This is a genomic window from Paenibacillus sp. USHLN196 (assembly GCF_037144955.1).
GTDB classification, from domain to species: Bacteria; Bacillota; Bacilli; order Paenibacillales; family Paenibacillaceae; genus Paenibacillus; species Paenibacillus xylanexedens_C.
In genome coordinates this window covers 102,314-121,087 of the sequence record NZ_JBBCYH010000001.1, presented here as the reverse complement: position 1 = coordinate 121,087, position 18,774 = coordinate 102,314, and the positions used below count along the sequence as shown (strand labels likewise).

The window sequence follows — 18,774 nt, the reverse complement described above, 5'->3', positions numbered from 1 at the left end:
CGTTATGAATTGGTTAAATGAACTTTATAAAATGAATAAGCAGGAACCGGACAAGGAAATCGAACGTTCTTTGGTTAACGCCATCTTCCGAATATATGACCGGTTCCCCCGAATCGGCCTTAGAGAGCGGATCGGACAGCAAGAAATGTCTCTCGATATCGCCGATGCTTATATCCATGGACATAATGCCATGATTGAAGCTGGTGTCGGAATTGGTAAGTCTTTTGGATATCTGATCCCAAGTCTGCTCACGAATCAAATGTCTCAGAAACCAGTCATTATAGCGACATCCTCCATTCAGCTCTCGGAACAGATACATAAAGATTTAAGGATTATTGGTAGCCGGTTGGGATTCTCAACGGTTCGCTCCGTGGTGGGAAAAGGCATGGGGCAGTATGCCTGCCGAAGTAGAGCAGCGGAATGGATCAGTCTTGATGATGCTAACTCCTCCGTATCTACCCTTGCCCAGCGCATTTTAGATTATGAAATTGATGAAAGAGCCGATATTAAAGCTGGAATTAGCGATGCCGAATGGTCCAACGTTTCCGTGAATGATTGCAAATTTGAACGTTGTCATCATAAAAATGCATGTTTGTTTTACGATATGAGAGCGAAATTGAATGCAAAAGCTCACGAGATTGATTTTATTATCGTGAACCAGGACCTGCTCATACGAGATTTGATGAAGAAAAAAGAAGGAACCAAGAGCATCATCTCGGAACAGCCTGCTCTGATCGTTATTGATGAAGCGCATAATCTGGAAGCAAAAGTTCGCGATGCCAGAACACTTGAGTTCACTTATCGGGGAATCTGCCGCATTCTGGATACCACGGTGCAGTTTCTCACGAAGCAGTCCGGCGATAAAAGTCTCTTCTCACAATCCAAGTTCATAAAAAACTGCGCTGAGCGCATCTTCAAACAGGTTAACGCGGATTTGCTCGAACATGCCAAGCAGGATAACGACCGAATCAAAGTGTCAGAGATCAAAGGAATACCGTTGAACCAGGTCTCGAATGATTTAAAAGATCTCAGTCTACGCCTTTCCATTTTGACCTCCCGCCACGAGCGGGAGATAGATGACGCTTTTGAAGCCATAAACGGTCTTATTACCCTCATCAATGTCTTGACTAAAATAAAGGATAACTACCTCCTATGGGCGAGCAATCCCCAGGGAGTAGCCACGATCAGCATCTGTCCCAAAGATATAAGCCAATTTCTGAAATACACTTTATTTAATGGCAAGGTACCTGTAATCCTAACATCAGCAACGTTGTGCCAAGGCGGGGATACGCTGGAGGAACAATATTCTTATATGACGCACTCCCTCGGTTATAAGGGAGATTTCCTAGAGCGCCAACCCTCCCCTTTTGACTACACCAACCATGCCATGATGTACATTTCGAACAAAGTTCCCTATTACGACCATGACCAGCGCGAAAACTATCTTGAAGCAGCTTATAACGAAGTGGTTCAACTCTGTAATCTAACTCAGGGAAGAACAATCGTTCTTTTTTCAGCAAAAGAGGACATGAAGTACATTCATAAGAAGTTGAGTTCAAGGGCTAATGAATATACATGGGCACTCCATGTTCAAAAAGAGGGTTCTTCCCAGGACAGTGTTATCGCTGAATTCAGGAAAAGCAAAGGTGTACTCCTGGGTACAGGTGTATTCTGGGAAGGCGTGAATATCGAGGGTTCTGACCTGTCACAGGTTATTATTTTCCGTCTGCCCTTCCCTGTTCCTTCGGATCCTGTTTATGAATATAAGGCATCTGTAACAGAGAATTCGTTTATGGAGGTGTTTGTACCGGATATGCTTCTGCGGTTACGCCAAGGAACTGGACGCTTGATCCGCAGTGAAACGGATCTTGGCATACTCAGCATACTTGACTCCCGTCTTAGCGCTGCTGCAAAGAAGAGTTACCGGGAACAGGTGCTGGAAACGTTGCCGTTCAAAAAAGTGACGGAGGATTTTTCGGTTGTGGAGAAATTTGTGCAAAATAAGCGGATACGACGTACGGATTAGAAATGGTACAAATCAAATCATGTAACTGTTCAAATCAAATCACATGAAAAAGCCCTTCCGCCCATCAAACGGAAGAGCCAATTTCAATGCTGGAAGTAAGATGTATGCTACAATATATTCCAGAGCTACGAATCCCAAAGGAGGCATTTACATGGTTGAAAGACCAACTACAGAGGAATATGCAGTCTATTATGAAAGATACATCCAGCTTGTTCCTGAAGGGAACATCATCGAACGATTAGAGCTGCAAGCCAACATCGTACATACTTTGCTCTCTTCATTGACAGAGGAGCAAGCAAATTATCGTTACGCCGAAGGCAAATGGAGCGTAAAAGAGGTCATCGGCCACCTGTTGGATAACGAACGCATCATGAGCAGCCGATTGCTTCGCATTGCCAGAGGTGACAAAGCGAATCATCCCGGCTACGATCAGGACGTGCTTATGCAGACCCACCCTTTCAATACGTATACCCTCGCCGATTTGAGCGAAGAATATGCCGTCACACGCCGCTCAACCATTCTTATGCTTCGTCGCCTCACGCGGGAAGCTTGGCTCTGTAGAGGGATCGTCAGTGAGAATCCTGCTTCAGCTCGATCGATTGCATTTGTTATGGCTGGACATGAGCTCCACCATTTATCAGTACTTCGCGATCACTATTCGCTGGATGTGCAATTATAAAATTCATTTAAAAAGACTTTGAACCTTCATTTTCTGTAGGATCAAAGTCTTTTCTCATCAGCCCATTTATCGATCAAAATGAATCAGAAGTGCATCCTCTCTCAAAGACAACGTGGAATAATCATTCAGAATCGGAATGTCCCCATTGAATTCAATGGGCAGTACCACATAGCTGGACTGAAAATAATCCGATCCGTTCCAGCGATCTGAAAAGTATAGGTACTCCTCTTCCGATCGCTTCAGCACAAATGCTGGTTGCGTTCGGTACGTCGTTTCATCGCCAAAATCGCTGAGCATTCCCCAGGGTCCATCCATCGTATCAGCAATCGCGTACTTTCCTTGATTGGGTTCCCAACCCGTGCAAAAGGAGCTTAGCATATAGTACTTCCCTTTTCGTTTAAAGACGGCTGGCGCCTCTCGATATTCCCCCTGCCACAACTTCCCAACAAGACTTTCGACATTAAGGTAATCTTCTTGAAGGCGATAGATGTGAAGATCCGCATTGTCTCGGGCAGCTGAAATAAAATATGCCGTACCGTCATCATCCTGAAAGAGTGTGCAGTCACGTGACATATACCCATACGGATTAAAGCTGCCATGATAAACGAAATGGCTATCTGGAGAATCAGAGGTGGCTATGGCGCACGCGGCATCATTGTAATTGTCACCATTCTCATAGTGGACCCAGAGTACGAACTTTTTTGTCACCGCGTTAAAAAGCACTTTAGGACGTTCGAGATTTACCTTTCCACCTTTAGCGTTCATTAATGCCAGATTCGTCCGAACTCGAATGTGTGTAGCTGGCATAGAGGTCGTCAGGATATGATTCCGAAACTCCCAGTTGAATAGATCCTTGGAACGGTAACAACTCACATAAATATCGTCTCTCCGATCTTCGCCATACCAGTAATAATAGTCGTCATGGAATAACATATGTCCACCATGAGCATGGATTGGATTACCGCTTGAATCATTCCAGATGCCACCATTGGTTAGTTGATTATTCACACCGTTACCTCTCTTCTTTTAGGAACATCGTTAATTGGTCTCCGATCCAAATACCTTCACCTCCCATAGTCTCGGCGTATACCAATTGTTGGGATTGTTATGAAGTGCCGCATTTTGCATATTAATTCGTACGTATCTGGCAGCAGTGCTCGATAGCGTATCTGATGTGAAACCGTAAGATGTATTATTGGTTCGATCCAATGCCACGGTCCAGTTCACATTATCCGTACTGGTCTCGATTTTGTATTTGTAAAAACCTTCGGAGCCTTTTTGCATCCACCAGGAGATTTGCACATTATTCAATTGTTGAACGGAGCCGAGGTCTACCTTCCACCAATGTGGCCAGGAACTGCCTGTGCCGATCCATTCGGTTTGATAGTTACCATCATTAGCATAACTTGCCAGGTTCGTTCCGGTAGCCGTTTGCGCTGTTGCAGGTTTACCTTGCGACAGCAGTTTTCCATTCTGAACGGGAACGACAACATCATCACTTGTGTTGTACAGGACTTGATCAAAATAATCATAAAATGCGTAACCATCGGAGAACCAAACGGGAAGCAGTCGTTCCTCCGTTGTTCCATTTTGCGTACCTGCCCAGCCGAACATCCAGCGATATGCAACCATAACCACGTTGTTGCCCGTGTTTGGCTTCACACGCATGACGGAACCCGACTGCGCCGAGAAGGTTGACGTGTTGCCAATCGTCCGTAATTCAGACCAATCGCCGTCTATGCTTGTTGCTGAAGAATACAAGGGTATGCTCGGATACCAACCTGCCGCTTGGGAAGAGAACAAGTAATAAATGCCATCTTTTTTGATCATTTTGGGCAGTTCCCTGTGTTGATTTTGGTAAATAACTGAAACTTGATGATCTACATCTAGCCAATCGGAGGTTAACTTATATAAGATGGTGTCCGAATTATTATTGGCCGTAGAGATCAGATACGCCGAATCATCATCATCTTTGAAAATGGAGATATCTCTGGACTCGTTTCCTTCCGGTCGAAAGCTTTTGTGAAATGTAAAGTCTTCTCCAGGCGTGGCTGAAGCCACGGATACTCTGGCAAGTGTATAGTCTGTACTGTTTTCATAGTGAGCCCAAAAAACGAATTTGTTCGTGGACGCATGGTATAGGATATTAATCCCCTCAAATTTAGAATTCGCCAGATCGGGATGATCCGTGTAGGAAAGAACCACTTTGTCGTTACCGTAAGTGATATCATCCGTTGATGTCTGTTGAATCATTTCACCAAAACCGCCTGATGATTTTTGTACAAAATTGAATCTGTAGTAGGTATCCCCCACTTTTAGTTCATTCGGAAGCATGAGCGTTGATTGCGTTGTATTATCAAAAGTTGTGAGGTTTTCTGGAAGAGTGTAAGGGGTATATTCTGGTGAGACAGCGGAGGCAATTAAGGAAGTTCCTCCATATGCTTTCACTTGGTATTTGTACGTGCTACCTATGTTGAGGTCATAATCGTCCGTCGTTATACCGGTTAAGGTCTGTAATAAAGTATAGGGCGCATTGTTCTCGGATCTGTACAACTCGTATGCTGTGGCTCCCGCTACAGGTGCCCAATGGATTTTGGCATTGGATACTTCGGATTCGTTCTTCAATACAAACAGTGTTGCAGCAATGTGGGTCTCTTCGCCAGCGGCAGCGTGAACGGTCTGAGCTGAGGACGTTAATTGAAGTGTTAACAACATCAATGCAATGGCGATAGCCATCCACGATTTACCTTTGATCATGTCTCATCATCTCCTTTTTTAGAAGACCAACCTTCCTGTTGCCGGAAGGCTGGTTCAGGTGAAACTAGACTTTATTTCAAATTCATCAGTGTCATTACATCCGTCTCGCTGGCTTGGTTGTACCATTCGTTAACTTCTTCGATCACGGTGTCTCCGCCTTTTTCATGCCACTGTTTCACAAAGGTATCAAATGCTTCAAGCGGCTCATTGCCATATATGATTTTGGTGAACGTCTCTTGTTCCATGGTGGTCAACTGTTCCCACACATTTTGCATCGTCGGCGTTGGTGGACCGTTAAACTCATTTGGCAGCAAGACATCCCTGTTTTCATACGAAATCCGATATCCGTCCTGCGTCGTTTGATCCTTCGAGGCGCTCTGAATGAGGACACCCGTGTCGGCTTTAACTCCATTCGCCAGATCGTAGTAGGATTGGCCGGGACCATCAACACTCGGTGTATTTTTGGTAAATGCCATTTTCCCAACGCCTTGCACGGCCTCTAATGGCGTATTAAATTTCGTTGGATCAAAAGTGACTTCATCGTTAACGATATCGTAATCGTATCCTTGAGCGTAGCCGTATTTGAACTCTCCCGTGCTGAACGCTGCGTCGTACATTTTATCGTAGTACAGGAAGAAAGCTTCCATGTTCTGAAAGTCCTTGTTAAACATGAACACACCGTCGTTCAACTGGGCGGATTGGTAAGTCTTATCACCGTTCACACCTTGAATGGTCGGATAAGCACTAATTTTTGCACCATCCACATTTTTCTCCACGTCTTTCACACTGTCGTAAAGCCAAGGACGACCAATGATGATGCCTGCTTTCCCCTCCGTAAAATCGGACAGTGCGTCCCAGGCCCCTTGAGTGGCCAATTCTTTGTTCAAATACCCTTTTGCATACCAATCGCGCAACTTGGCCAGTGCCTCTTTGTTGCCATCAGCCACAGATCCATAGGTGAGTTTGCCGTTGTCGTTATGCCATTGTCTTGGAAGGTGCTTGCCCGTGTATGCGCTGAAAATCATGACCGGATCGCTAACCCAGCCCGTATTGTAGGAATCTTTACCCGAAAATGTAAAACCATATGTGTCTTGCTTGCCGTTCCCGTCCGGGTCCTCATTGGTGAACGCCGCGATGACTTGCTCAAACTCTTCAATTGTTGTTGGCGCTTTCATATTTAATTTGTCCAACCAGTCCTGGCGGATCAGCATGACTTCGCCCTCCGTCAGATTGGGCGCGATTGCCATCCCGTAAACCTTGCCTTCCCTAACCACTGGATTGAAGGTCGTTGGGTATTGTTTGTATATGTCTTTAATCCGATCAGGCATGTAGGTTGAGATGTCTTCCGTAATTTCTTTGACCTGTCCCGAATCGATCAGATCGTTGACCAGCATGGTGTCATACACGGGCAGAACATCTGGTAGTTTCTCTGATCCCGTCAGTGCCAGCCGCAGCTTGGTATTATATTGTGAAGCATCACCTCCCAGCAGGGTGGTTTGTATTTTGATACCCAGGTTTTGTTCGCCCCAACGGGTCAATACATTGTCATTCAACGTCTCACCATTGATGTATTTTCCAGCATTCTCATCCTGTTGTTTGGCGATCGTGATCGTAAACGGCGGATCATATTTCCCATCCTTGAGCACCGATGCTGGTGCGGTCTCGGAAGCACTCTCCCCCTTGCTGCAGCCAACCACAAGAACAGCCGATACCATAACCATACTTACCATTTTCCATAAATCAGTTCTTTTCTTCATGGAAACATGCCCCCTTCACTCATACTCAATTTGTTTTCTATATAAGTTCAACTAATTGCATATTTACACTGGCACTTCGATGACAGAACAACCTTCCGATCGCTGTTATCGTGTAAATTTTAGTTGAACTTATAGTAATCCAATTTTTCGTCATCCTAATTATTCTTTGACGGCTCCTAGTACAATTCCCTTCACGAAATATCGTTGTAAAAAAGGATAGACCAAAATGATTGGCAGCGTACTGACAAAAATTTGAGCTGCCTTGATACTTTGCTCCGACATTGCGGCAACCTCGGACTGGCTCATCGCCATATTTTGCATATTGCTCTGTACAACAACAGTCTGTAGGAACGAAGCCAGCGGATACTTACTCGCATCCGACATGTATAAAATCCCGTCAAACCAGGAATTCCAGTGCCCCACCATAATGAACAAGGATACAGTCGCTATGCCAGGCAGAGATAACGGCAAATATATTTTGCTGAGGATTACGAAAAAGGACGCCCCATCAATGAATGCTGCTTCTTCCAAGGCTTTTGGAATGGTTTTGAAGAAATTAACGAGAAGAATCAGATTATACGCACCGAAAGCTCCCGGAAGCACAAGTGCCCAGATGGTGTCCTTTAATCCAAGGGCCGTTATCAAAATGTAAGAAGGGATCAATCCTCCTGAGAAGAGCATGGTAAATATAAAAAACCACATGAGCATGTTGCGGCCCCGGAATTCCTTGGACAGGGCATAACCTGCACAGATCAGGATGAACATGCTGATGCAAGTACCCAGAACCGTTCGAATGATGGATGTCAGCATGGCACCGTTGAAGTTGGAATTGTTGAACGTTTTGATATAGGCATCCACATTGAACCCGACCGGCCAAAATGACACCATATTACCGCTTATGGCGGCTTTACTGCTTAGCGATTGTGCCAATAGATGAAGTAGTGGAAGAAAACACGCCAGACCAGCCAGTATCATGAACGCGTAATTAAAATATGAGAATACTCTATAGCCTGTCGTCTTATGGTACATGATTCATCTCCCTCCTTGTTAGAATATTTTGTAATTGGCGTATTTGTAGGCCAGCCTGTAAGAGACGACGATCAAGATCAGACTGATCCCCGATTTAAATAGTCCTACAGCGGTCCCGAACCCGTATTGTCCGTTTAACAAGGATGAACGGTAGACATAGGTGTCAATGATATCACCCGTACTGTAGACTAGAGGATTGTACAGATTGAAGACTTGATCAAAACCCGCATCCAGAATATTCCCCAGACTCAGTGTAGAAATGACGATGATCATGGGCAACATGCTAGGCAAGGTGACGTATCGAATTTGCTGCCGGCGTGTGGCACCATCGATCTCAGCCGCTTCGTAATAGGAAGGATTAATTCCCGCAATGGTCGCCAGATAGACAATCATGCCGAAGCCGAAGCTCTTCCACACATCACTGACCACAACCGTGAACCGAAACAGATCAGGATCACCCAAGAAGTAAATGGGATCGTTGCCGAAAACCCTTGTTAAGATGTGGTTGATTCCCCCGTCTAATCCAAGAATGTCGATCATTAACCCCGCGACCGTGACCCAGGACAAGAAATGCGGCAGATACACCAGAGTCTGTACACTTTTCTTAATGCCCATATTTCGGACTTCACTCAGCAGAATAGCCATGACGATCGGAACGATAATACCCACGATTATTTTGGAAACGGCAATGATCAGTGTATTGATAATCGCTTGCGTTGCTTCTTTGTACTGGAAAATTCGTTCGAAATTATCTAGCCCGATCCACCTTGAACCTGTGATGCCCAGCCATGGTTTGTAGTCCTGAAATGCCATGAGCAAACCTACCATCGGGCCATAAGAAAAGATGCAGACAAATACAAAAGCGGGAATACACAGTACATACAAAGGCCAGCTTTTCTTGATTTCCTTTTTGAATGAAGTTCGCCGGGGAATCTTTGGTTGTGTTTTTTTTGCAGATCCGACGGGCACAGTCTCGTTAATGTTGCATACCTCCTCTATGTTGGCTCTTCGAATGTAATCCTCGTAATTAAGCTTAACAAAAGCGCTTTCACTCCAAAATGCCAAAATTTCAAGATCATCACCTCATCCTGAATCAATTTTAAACCGCTTTCATTTATGGCAGATGCTGCCCTTCCGCTTTTCGAAGGTTTGGCTTATATTAAAGTTAATCCGATAGGAATTTATACTTCTACGCCTTGCGATATGAAAGGAAACGCATATGATCCGAAAAATGTATATGAAGCGATTCTTCTATTTTTTTGTTTTTTTTCTGCTGCTGACGTTGAGTTTGTTTTTCGTGATGAACCGATTGAGCTCCAAGACACTTGAGGAGAATCTGATCGGTGCCTCCAAAAATCAGCTTGATTATGTGAAAGGTATTCTGGACGGGATTATCTACGAGGCAAATATGTACGGGGTTCAGTATGCGGCTGACAGTGATGTCCGGTTTTATCAGAGACACGTTATTGAACTGAGCAATTACGATTCCCAAATGAAGAAAAATGATATCGTTGATCGTTTGCGGCAAACACTCCTTTCCAGTCGATCCATTGAATCCATCGGCATTTACTGGAAGGCTGAAGAAACATTTCTATCCACGAACAATACACCGGAAGCGAGACTTCCGTTCAAGGATGTTCATCAACGGGGATGGCAAATCGTCGGTAACAGTTTGTATTACTTCGCCCTCTATCCTTACATTCAAAAACCTGGGGAACATGAACCAACTCAGTACGTCGTTGGTGTAAAGCTGAATACGGATTATTTGAAAAGCCTGTTGAAAAAGGCCGTGAACAACGATAGCTCAAATGCTTTTTTTCTGTTTAATCCACAGCAGTTATGGAGTGAGAAAGAAGTCGAAAATGATCTGTTGAAAGCGGTTACTGAAATGGTTTCACCCCGGCCAGAAGTAACTTCCAAATATGATTATCATACCAATTCGGACGATTACTATGTTCTTTCCCGATATATTGAATCGATTGACGCCTACCTGATTACATATACAAGGACAAATGATTTTCTGCAACCGCTTGATCGCAATCGTAAAGTTTTCTTTGCCAGCATCTTAGCCGTCTTCACGCTTGGTCTGGTTGTGATCTTTACGTTTTACCGGAACTATTATCGTAATATCCGTTTGCTCGAGAGAAAGTTCTCACAGGTTGAGCAAGGCAATCACAATACGCGCATTACCGAAAATACCGGGAAAGAATTTTACAGTCTGTTCAGAAGTTTTAACCATATGGTTACCGAAATCCAGGATCTGTTCATGTCATTGAAGACTGAAACGGAACTAAGACGAAGTGCCGAACTTCAACAACTTCAGGCTCAGATCAATCCTCATTTTTTGTACAACAGTTTGTTTTTCATCATGTCGGTGGCTCAATTTTCACCTGATTCTGTCATGCGCATGAGCAAACATCTAGCTGAATATTATCGTTATTTAACCAAGTTGGACCGGCATGAAGTCACGTTGGAAAGCGAGCTTCAGTTTGCGGAACATTTCCTGATTATTATGGCTCTTAGCAAAAAAATGGAGTACAGCATTAATCTGCCGCCAGAACTGTCCTCCCTTCCTCTCATGCCGCTGATCATCCAGCCAGTGGTTGAAAATGCGATTCAACATGGAATTGAAGGACAACAAGGTGCCCATCGGGTGTCAATTGTTGTACAACAGGCAGATTCTGCGATAACGATCAAGGTATCCGATGATGGAAAAGGTCTTTCTCTGGGCGATATCCGTAGCCTGGAGGCTCGGCTCGAGAGTGATACCCCGCCTGAAGGAACAAGCGGCGTAGGGCTCTGGAATGTGAATCAACGTCTGAAAAATACGTATGGTGAACGTAGTGGTTTACATTTTTCTACCAATGATTGGGGTGGCTTGTCTGTCTTGCTGCTCATCTACTTTCCCGAAGAGAGAGGAGAAAACGAATGCGATTATTAATCGTGGATGACGGACATTACGTTGTTGAGTACATGAAACACTTGCTTGATTGGAAAACCTACGGAATCGATCAGATTGAGACAACAACCAACTCGCTTGAAGCCAGAGACATGTTGGATCAACGCCACATCGATATTCTGATTACGGACATTCGAATGCCTGAGGTCTCGGGCATTGATCTGCTTCAACATATCCACCAACATAGCTTGCCAACCAAAGTCATCATCCTTTCCGGTTACTCCGAATTCGAATATGCGCAGCAGGGAATCCGTCTAGGTGCACTCGACTATCTGCTTAAACCTGTAGACAAAGATGACGTGGAGAAAGCCATGTCTAAAGCCATCAAAAATATTATTAAGACACGCCCTGTTCAACCCGTCGAATGGGAGAACTTTGATGGTTTGGCGTACCTGCTTTCGCTTCTTGGAGCAAATGAAACCTTAAAGAAGGAGTATGAAGCCTATACTAAATTTTTAGAAGATTATCGTTTGTGCGGTTTCAAAATGGACGGATTCACACAAGAGCATGAGGATGATATAAAACGTGCTGTCGGAGACAAATTGGATCGTCTCGTATGGACAGCGGGAACCCGATTAATTGCTTTTGTTCCAGAAGAGATTGCTGGGAAACTAAAAACCACATTGGAACACTCGGTCGTATCCTCTCCTTTTTCGTTGACCGATCGAAACATGACCCGACACATATTCTATGGGTTCTTTCTCCGTGAGGACGTACACGCTGACGACTTCATGAGTACGATTCCCCCCTTTTCTTCATGCAATGATTGGGAGTCAGCCAGAAACATTATTAAAACCTATGATCGAATCCATCTCCGAAAGCAAAAGATTATCTTTCTTGTGGAGACCATCTCTTATGTATATCTAGCGGATAAGAATCGGAATGCAACTGAAACCGCAGATTGGATATTTAATCGTTTACAAGATCCTGATGAACTATGGTCAACCCTCTTCGATCGGGTCAACCTGATTAGAAACAATAAACAGATGTCTATTCAAACCATTGTCGACAAAGTGCAAACGTATATTGAAAATCATCTTTCACACGCCCTCAGTCTGGATGAACTGGGGAAAGTTGCACATCTCCATCCTGTCTACCTGTCCAAACTGTTTAAACAGGAGACAGGAGAAAATGTGTCAAACTACATTTCAAGGAAAAGGTTGGAGAAAGCATCTCAACTGTTACAAGATTCTGAACTCCGTGTAAACGATATAGCGCAAATGGTTGGTTACAGAAAAAATCAATATTTTATCCAGTTGTTCAAAGTGGAATACGGGGTTACGCCTTACCAGTACCGCAGAAATATGATCCATCAATGAATTCGTATGAATTAGGATAAACTACCAAGCGGACTTAGATAAATAAATTATGATTCGCTTGGGATGCTTGTCCCAGATAGTAACCGACCCCACCAATGGTGACTTCGTCTATTAACTCTTCCCGCTGAATGCCCATTAAATCCATGGACATCTGGCAGGCTACCAACTCAGCTCCTTGTGCGATAACGGACTGTAGCAATTCTTCCAATGAAGGAACATTATTATTTTTCATCAGACCACGAATAATCTTTGGACCAACACCAAGCATGTTCATTTTGGACATGCCAAGTTTTTGGCTACCGCGCGGTAACATGATATCAAACATCCGGCCGATCATATTTTTGGATACAGCTTGTGTCTGATGCTTCCGAATCACATTCAATCCCCAAAAGGTGAAAAACATGGTCACTTTACGTCCGCTGGCTGCAGCCCCATTCGCAATAATTAGAGACGCGATGGCTTTATCCAGATCTCCGCTGAAGACTACCATCGTGCTTGCAAGATCGTTGTTATGAGAATCCACAACAGAATGTTCAACATTCTTGGTCATAACAGCCTCAATCGTACCACTTTTGGACCGTTCCAGCTGTAAGAGCGTCGAACCAGACATGGTTGCCCATGCTTTCACATCTTCATAGAATCCCGGATCGGAAGCTTTTACCCTCAAGTTCTCTCCATCGGACAGTTGATCCATCTTTTGCTTCACTTGTATTAATGGGCCCGGACAACTTAAACCGCATACGTTCAACTCATGATCGATGCGTTGCGGCTGTTCAGAAGTCGATTGGACCGGAACATCATTGACAGAAGAAATCGGCGCAGGCTTAAACTGGGCTTGACGATATGTTTTGTAACCCCCACTCAAGTTTTTTACGCTGAAGCCATGCTGTCGCAAAATTTGTGAAGCCGTGTATCCACGCAGACCAACCTGGCAGTATACCCAAATGTCTTTGGAGATGTCTAATTCATTTAACCGGTGGCGCAGTTCATCCACTGAGATATGGATAGAACCTGGAATATTCCCATTCTGATGCTCCAACTCACTACGCACATCCAACAGGATGGACTGTTCCGGCTCACGTTCGGACAGCTGATCATAGGTAAATGTCTCTACACGACCAGCCAGGATGTTCTCTGCTGCATAACCGGCCATATTAACCGGATCTTTTGCAGATGAATAAGGTGGTGCGTAACTCAGTTCAAGCTCTGCCAAATCTCCAATGTGGCCTCCAAAATGAATGGCTACTGCAATGTCATCAATCCGTTTATCCACTCCGTCATATCCAACGGCCTGTGCACCTAATATTTTACCTTCCGGAGTAAACAGCAATTTCAGAGTAATCGCAGTGGAACCGGGATAATACGATGCGTGTGAGGCAGGATGCACAATTACAGTGCGATATTCCACGCCGAGACGCTGCAGTGTTTTTTCATTACTGCCTGTCGTAGCACCTGTCATTCCAAATACTTTAATAATGGATGTCCCTTGTGTTCCTTTATAGGTGGAACTTAACCCGGCAATTCGGTCAGCAACAATTCTTCCTTGTTTGTTGGCTGGTCCAGCAAGCGGAATAGCTGTCTTCGTACCGTGAATGGTTTCAGTTACTTCGATGGCATCACCAACAGCATAGATGTGTGGAACACTGCTTTCCAGAGCTTCATTAACAATGATATGTCCACGTGCACCCAGGGCAATACCGCTGTCATGCAGGAAAGATGTATCCGGCGTTACCCCGATCGCAAGAATAACCAGGTCGGCTGTCAGAACATGATCATCAGCAAGCTTTACTCCAATGCCCTTCTCTAGAGAATGAAATGCCTGAACACGCTTGGAGAATAGCAACTTTACACCATTTTGCTCCATTTCCTGTGCCAAAGATGCTGCCAATTCAGGATCAAATGGGGTGAGTAGTTGTCCATTACCCTCGATTAACGTTACATCCAATCCGGCTTCCTTTAAGTTTTCTGCCATTTCCACACCAATAAATCCACCGCCTATAACAATTGCTGTTTGGTTGTTAGATGAATTTACTTGTGCTTTAATCCGGTCAATATCAGGAATGTTGCGAACGGTGTATATAAGTGAATGATCTATACCCGGCAAATCAGGAATGATCGGTTTGGCACCGGGAGACAAAATTAACTCGTCGTAGCTTTCGTCATATTCACCCCGTTCTTGGCTGTTTATCCGAACGGAACGTTTCTGCGGATCAATTGCAACGACCTCGCTTCTTGTGCGCACATCTATATGAAAGCGATCCGCCATCCCTTTTGGAGTCTGTACCAGCAGACGCTCTCGATCTTCAATTGAGCCACCAATATAGTAGGGTAAGCCGCAATTGGCAAATGATATATAGGGGCCTTTCTCAAAAATTATAATTTCGGCATGTTCATCCAGACGGCGCAGACGTGCAGCGGCAGATGCACCACCAGCTACACCTCCAACAATCAGTACTTTTTTACTCATGATTCACATTCTTCCTTTCCAAACAAGATAATAATAATCTGTTCAATCCGTTGATCGGCAAGCACATAATTCACTTCTAGACCATTCCGCTCAGTAGCGACAATACCTGCACTGCGAAGCTTCTGCAAGTGCTGAGATACGGTTGATTGGGGCAGGTCCAGACATTCTTGCATGTATGAGACATTACATTTCTTTTTTAACATCAGTCCACGCACAATGCATAAACGAATTGGATGAGCTAAAGCTTTCAGCAGATTGGCTGGTTCATCGAACTGTTTGAGAGTGTTGATATCAAAAGCGGGAGTGTTCAAAAGTATCCCTCCTAAATCGTTATATCGTAATAATACGATGTAGTGATATGAATGTCAAATCCTCAATTTCAAGAAATAATCTGAAGCCAAACGAACAGCCAGAATACTTGCGCTATTTAGAGAAATATCAAAGATAACCACATGGTTGTTTTTTACGTATTCCAGTGAGTTCCATAACTTTGAAGACTCCTTATCTTTAACCGCCGCCAACGGATACCCAATGGGCCGATCCGACAATCTCCGGACGATCCAAAATCTCTCTCAAGGCCCATAAAAAAAGACATAGCAGTTTGTAACTGCTACGTCTCTAGTTTTCTAGTAAACACTCAGTAAATGGCAGGAATATCTCCCGTAATGACAAATGTTGTACCATCAGCCATCCGTTTCAATGTGGTGTTCCAGGTATTAGCCAAACACCGTCCAAACCATGCAACCTAAATGTTCTTATTTCCTTGGTTTTTCTGGCTTGGAATGTTTGCCTGCCTCCAGTTTCGCAGCTGCTTCCAACAGAAAGACACCACTAAGCTGTGCAGTCAGGTGGAGTGGATTCTGAGCTGGTTGACCCCACGCCTGACCGAATAATCCGTTTTTCCGACTGCCTTTCAGTAACGCATCTGCATTGCGATCAATCGCTTTCTTCAGACTCTTGTTATGCCCAATGTCATATAATTCCGCCAGGTAACGGATTAATATGCCTTTAAACAAAGCACCATCTCCATCCCCGTCCTCTTTGAAAATCCCCGTCTTTTCATTCGTCAAGGTCTTCAGAGATCCTGCAGCTGTCTTCTCTGCATCTTGCAAATACACCTGATCTCCTGTAATCCGGTAGAGTTCCACACCGGCTCCAATGAATGTGCCTTGGTTGTATGTGAAGATCCAAGCTTCATTAACATCAAGCGTGCCATCCTCGCGCAGCACCAAACCATCCGCTACAAGTCCCGTTTCTGGATTAACAAGATATTGTTTCTCCCATTCGTATATCTTTTGTGCCCATTCCAGATCCTGTGTATCACCAAAGCGTTCATATAACCTTGCTGCCAGGATGGAAGCTGGTCCGCTGGAGCATGCATTCCGGTTATACCGCTGATCCTTCTTCCATGCCATACCGCCCAGATCATCCTCCCACCAGGCCGTTTTAATGTCTTTCCAGAGATCCAGCACGTATCCTTTCATGTCTTCACTGCCTGTCGCATCATATAACCGAAGAGCAGCAAGGGCAAGCCATTCCATATCATCGTAGAACTCATTATGAAGGGAGCCATTGTGTTCAATAATACTGCGTACCAGTTCTTCCGCACGATCCGTGTACGCTTCGTCTCCTGTCCGTTCAAATCCGTCTAACAGTGCATCAACCGCATGAGCTTTCCACCAATAATTCAGGGCTTGTTCACCTTCCGGTGTCGATGGATAAGCGTTATTCATCATTTTTGTTTCATCGTTCCAATAGTATTCATGCAGCTTCTCTTGTGCCCACTGTGCTTGCCGGGTATATTGATTTTTGCCTCCAGCGCTGGCACCCATTGTGGTTACCAAAATAATACTGAGTACAACCGTCAGACTTACGATTTTCTTTTTTCTCATCCTAATCCATCCCTTCTTCGTCATGAGATTATTCTTTCACTGCACCGAGAACAATTCCGTGGATTAAATAACGCTGTAGAAAAGGGTAAATCAGTAGAATCGGGATCATGGAGACCAGTATTTTGGCAGAATTCAATGTGGTGTTAGAAATTTTATTATACTGCTGCAGCTGTTCAACGGAGAGATTCTGCATCTGATCTCGCGTGAGACTAAGCTGCTGCAGATAGGTCTGAAGCGGTATTTTGGAACTGTCGTTGATTAGAATGATTCCGTCAAAGAAGTTATTCCAGTGCCCGACAATGACAAATAGCATAATGGTCGCCAGACTTGGCATCGAGATCGGGATGAAGATTTTGAGCAAAATTTTCATTGGCCCTGCTCCGTCAATAAATGCGGCTTCTTCGAGCTCCTTCGGAATTCCTTTGAAGAAATTCATCAGAAGAATCACATTGAAGACAGGAACGGCACCTGGCAGTACGAGCGCCCATATGCTGTTGATCAGTCCGAGCTTGCTAATCACCATGTACCAGGGAACGATCCCCCCGCTGAACAGCATCGTAAATACAATAATCCACATGTAGGCGTTCCGGGATCTGAACTGTGTGACACTGCGTGACAGCGGATAGGCCATAAGAATGGTCAGAAGCATATTAATGGCGCCCCCCAGCAGCACCCGTTCTACGGATATCAAAAAAGCATTCCAAAACTTCGTATCTTTCAAAATCTGTGCGTAGGATGAGAAGTTCAACTCCACTGGGAAAAAGTAGACCCTGCCGGCATTCACAGCCGTACTGCTGCTGACGGAAACCATGATCGTATTCACAATCGGGGCCAGGGACATGAATGTAATCAGGATCAAAGTAAACATTATCAACAGGCGGGATAGCCTGGAACCCAGCGTTTTTGATTGGATCATGCTAACCCTCCTAGAAAATTCTGTACCCCGCATATTTTGATGCCAGTCTATACGAAACGACAATCAAAACAAAGCTGATAACCGATTTCATCAAACCAATGGCCGTCGCGAAGGAATACTACATATTGATCAAACCCATGCGGTATACAAAGGTATCAATAATATCACCTGTTTCATATACGAGCGGATTGTACAGGTTGAATACTTGATCAAATCCCGCATTCAACACATTGCCAAGACTCAGCGTACCCAGAAGGATGATGGTCGGGAACATGCCGGGCAGCGTAATGTTTAACGTCTGTTTCCAGCGATTCGCCCCATCCATTGCAGCAGATTCATATAAGGCAGGGTTAATTGCCGTTAATGCAGCCAGATAAACGATGGTTCCATAGCCAAATTCCTTCCATGTATCCGTCACAATAAGCAGCGGCCTGAACCAGTCATTGCTCGCCAGAAACATGATCCGCTCCAGACCGAGGATTTCAAGGAAATTGTTAATCATCCCATCAAAGGAGAAAATCATCGTGAGCATCGTACCCAGAACAACCCAGGACATAAAGTGCGGCAAATACACAATGGTTTGAATCCAACTCTTGAATACCTTCAGCCGCACCTCATTAAGTAAAAGGGCGAATACGATCGGCACAATCAACCCAAGCACTATTTTCCCAACCGCAATGACCAAGGTATTGATAAAAATCTGCTTCGCGTCCGGCAGTTGAAACATATAGGTGAAATTGCTTAGTCCTGCCCATTTGGAGCCGAATATGCCTTTGGCAGGAATGAACTTCTGAAAGGCCATGATTACACCAAACATAGGCACAATGGAGAAAATGAACAGCATGACCATGCCGGGCAGCAGCATAAAATGGTATGTCATCTCGTCAAATCTCTTACGTTTCTTTTTGCCTGGGTAGCGCACTTCCCTTTGCGGATGTATCGTCGTTTCCACTTGCGCCATTGTCTGTTCCAC

13 protein-coding genes and 2 pseudogenes are annotated in these 18,774 nt (G+C 44.5%); 4 read left to right on the top strand and 11 right to left on the bottom strand.

Annotated features, from left to right (window positions below; genetic code table 11):
• Positions 1-4: 4 nt before the first annotated feature.
• Positions 5-2,026: an ATP-dependent DNA helicase gene (locus WFI24_RS00515; RefSeq protein WP_336757945.1), complete on the top strand. Its 2,022-nt coding sequence runs from the start codon at positions 5-7 to the stop codon at positions 2,024-2,026.
• A 151-nt stretch (positions 2,027-2,177) separates the two neighbouring features.
• The gene (locus tag WFI24_RS00510; protein WP_336757943.1) at positions 2,178-2,705 is read left to right on the top strand and encodes a DinB family protein; all 528 of its coding nucleotides are present in this window, start codon (positions 2,178-2,180) and stop codon (positions 2,703-2,705) included.
• Positions 2,706-2,771: 66 nt separating this feature from the next.
• Here the strand turns inward: WFI24_RS00510 and WFI24_RS00505 are convergent, their stop codons facing one another.
• The 5 genes from WFI24_RS00505 to WFI24_RS00485 all read right to left on the bottom strand — a co-directional run bounded on the left by WFI24_RS00505 (position 2,772) and on the right by WFI24_RS00485 (position 9,151).
• Positions 2,772-3,713, bottom strand: coding sequence for a family 43 glycosylhydrolase (locus WFI24_RS00505; protein WP_336757942.1), 942 nt, complete (start codon positions 3,711-3,713; stop codon positions 2,772-2,774).
• Positions 3,714-3,743: 30 nt separating this feature from the next.
• Positions 3,744-5,462, bottom strand: a complete 1,719-nt coding sequence (locus tag WFI24_RS00500; protein WP_336757941.1) for a discoidin domain-containing protein — start codon at positions 5,460-5,462, stop codon at positions 3,744-3,746.
• A gap of 71 nt (positions 5,463-5,533) precedes the next feature.
• Positions 5,534-7,219, bottom strand: coding sequence for a hypothetical protein (locus WFI24_RS00495; RefSeq protein ID WP_336757940.1), 1,686 nt, complete (start codon positions 7,217-7,219; stop codon positions 5,534-5,536).
• Between the two features lie 159 nt (positions 7,220-7,378).
• Complete coding sequence (locus WFI24_RS00490) at positions 7,379-8,248, bottom strand: carbohydrate ABC transporter permease (RefSeq protein WP_062325227.1); 870 nt, start codon at positions 8,246-8,248, stop codon at positions 7,379-7,381.
• 18 nt (positions 8,249-8,266) lie between these two features.
• Positions 8,267-9,151, bottom strand: a complete 885-nt coding sequence (locus tag WFI24_RS00485; RefSeq protein WP_336758742.1) for an ABC transporter permease — start codon at positions 9,149-9,151, stop codon at positions 8,267-8,269.
• Positions 9,152-9,467: 316 nt separating this feature from the next.
• Between WFI24_RS00485 and WFI24_RS00480 the strand changes: the two genes are divergently transcribed.
• Both WFI24_RS00480 and WFI24_RS00475 read left to right on the top strand, forming a co-directional pair.
• Complete coding sequence (locus WFI24_RS00480; RefSeq protein WP_336757936.1) at positions 9,468-11,189, top strand: sensor histidine kinase; 1,722 nt, start codon at positions 9,468-9,470, stop codon at positions 11,187-11,189.
• Complete coding sequence (locus tag WFI24_RS00475; protein ID WP_336757935.1) at positions 11,177-12,526, top strand: response regulator; 1,350 nt, start codon at positions 11,177-11,179, stop codon at positions 12,524-12,526. The genes WFI24_RS00480 and WFI24_RS00475 overlap by 13 nt, the downstream gene beginning before the upstream one ends.
• Before the next feature lie 34 nt (positions 12,527-12,560).
• On the opposite strand, the gene WFI24_RS00470 is transcribed toward WFI24_RS00475, so the two are convergent.
• The 6 genes and pseudogenes from WFI24_RS00470 to WFI24_RS00445 all read right to left on the bottom strand — a co-directional run bounded on the left by WFI24_RS00470 (position 12,561) and on the right by WFI24_RS00445 (position 18,681).
• Positions 12,561-14,993, bottom strand: coding sequence for an FAD-dependent oxidoreductase (locus WFI24_RS00470; RefSeq protein ID WP_336757933.1), 2,433 nt, complete (start codon positions 14,991-14,993; stop codon positions 12,561-12,563).
• Positions 14,990-15,304, bottom strand: coding sequence for an ArsR/SmtB family transcription factor (locus tag WFI24_RS00465; RefSeq protein WP_336757931.1), 315 nt, complete (start codon positions 15,302-15,304; stop codon positions 14,990-14,992). The genes WFI24_RS00470 and WFI24_RS00465 overlap by 4 nt, the downstream gene beginning before the upstream one ends.
• Positions 15,305-15,633: 329 nt before the next feature.
• Positions 15,634-15,729 (bottom strand): annotated as a pseudogene (locus WFI24_RS00460) (glycoside hydrolase family 125 protein); the annotation flags it as partial.
• 19 nt (positions 15,730-15,748) lie between these two features.
• On the bottom strand, positions 15,749-16,885 hold the full coding sequence (locus WFI24_RS00455; protein ID WP_336757929.1) for a glycoside hydrolase family 76 protein: 1,137 nt from the start codon (positions 16,883-16,885) through the stop codon (positions 15,749-15,751).
• 28 nt (positions 16,886-16,913) lie between these two features.
• Positions 16,914-17,801, bottom strand: a complete 888-nt coding sequence (locus WFI24_RS00450) for a carbohydrate ABC transporter permease (RefSeq protein ID WP_336757928.1) — start codon at positions 17,799-17,801, stop codon at positions 16,914-16,916.
• A gap of 10 nt (positions 17,802-17,811) precedes the next feature.
• Positions 17,812-18,681 (bottom strand): annotated as a pseudogene (locus WFI24_RS00445) (ABC transporter permease).
• Between the last annotated feature and the right edge of the window lie 93 nt (positions 18,682-18,774).

What these genes read in the sequence shown, in the direction of transcription:
- WFI24_RS00515 (WP_336757945.1), top strand. Translation starts at nt 5, where the DNA reads ATGAATTGGTTAAATGAACTTTATAAAATGAATAAGCAGGAACCGGAC.
- WFI24_RS00510 (WP_336757943.1), top strand. Translation starts at nt 2,178, where the DNA reads ATGGTTGAAAGACCAACTACAGAGGAATATGCAGTCTATTATGAAAGA.
- WFI24_RS00500 (WP_336757941.1), bottom strand. Translation starts at nt 5,462, where the DNA reads ATGATCAAAGGTAAATCGTGGATGGCTATCGCCATTGCATTGATGTTG.
- WFI24_RS00495 (WP_336757940.1), bottom strand. Translation starts at nt 7,219, where the DNA reads ATGAAGAAAAGAACTGATTTATGGAAAATGGTAAGTATGGTTATGGTA.
- WFI24_RS00490 (WP_062325227.1), bottom strand. Translation starts at nt 8,248, where the DNA reads ATGTACCATAAGACGACAGGCTATAGAGTATTCTCATATTTTAATTAC.
- WFI24_RS00480 (WP_336757936.1), top strand. Translation starts at nt 9,468, where the DNA reads ATGATCCGAAAAATGTATATGAAGCGATTCTTCTATTTTTTTGTTTTT.
- WFI24_RS00475 (WP_336757935.1), top strand. Translation starts at nt 11,177, where the DNA reads ATGCGATTATTAATCGTGGATGACGGACATTACGTTGTTGAGTACATG.
- WFI24_RS00470 (WP_336757933.1), bottom strand. Translation starts at nt 14,993, where the DNA reads ATGAGTAAAAAAGTACTGATTGTTGGAGGTGTAGCTGGTGGTGCATCT.
- WFI24_RS00455 (WP_336757929.1), bottom strand. Translation starts at nt 16,885, where the DNA reads ATGAGAAAAAAGAAAATCGTAAGTCTGACGGTTGTACTCAGTATTATT.
- WFI24_RS00450 (WP_336757928.1), bottom strand. Translation starts at nt 17,801, where the DNA reads ATGATCCAATCAAAAACGCTGGGTTCCAGGCTATCCCGCCTGTTGATA.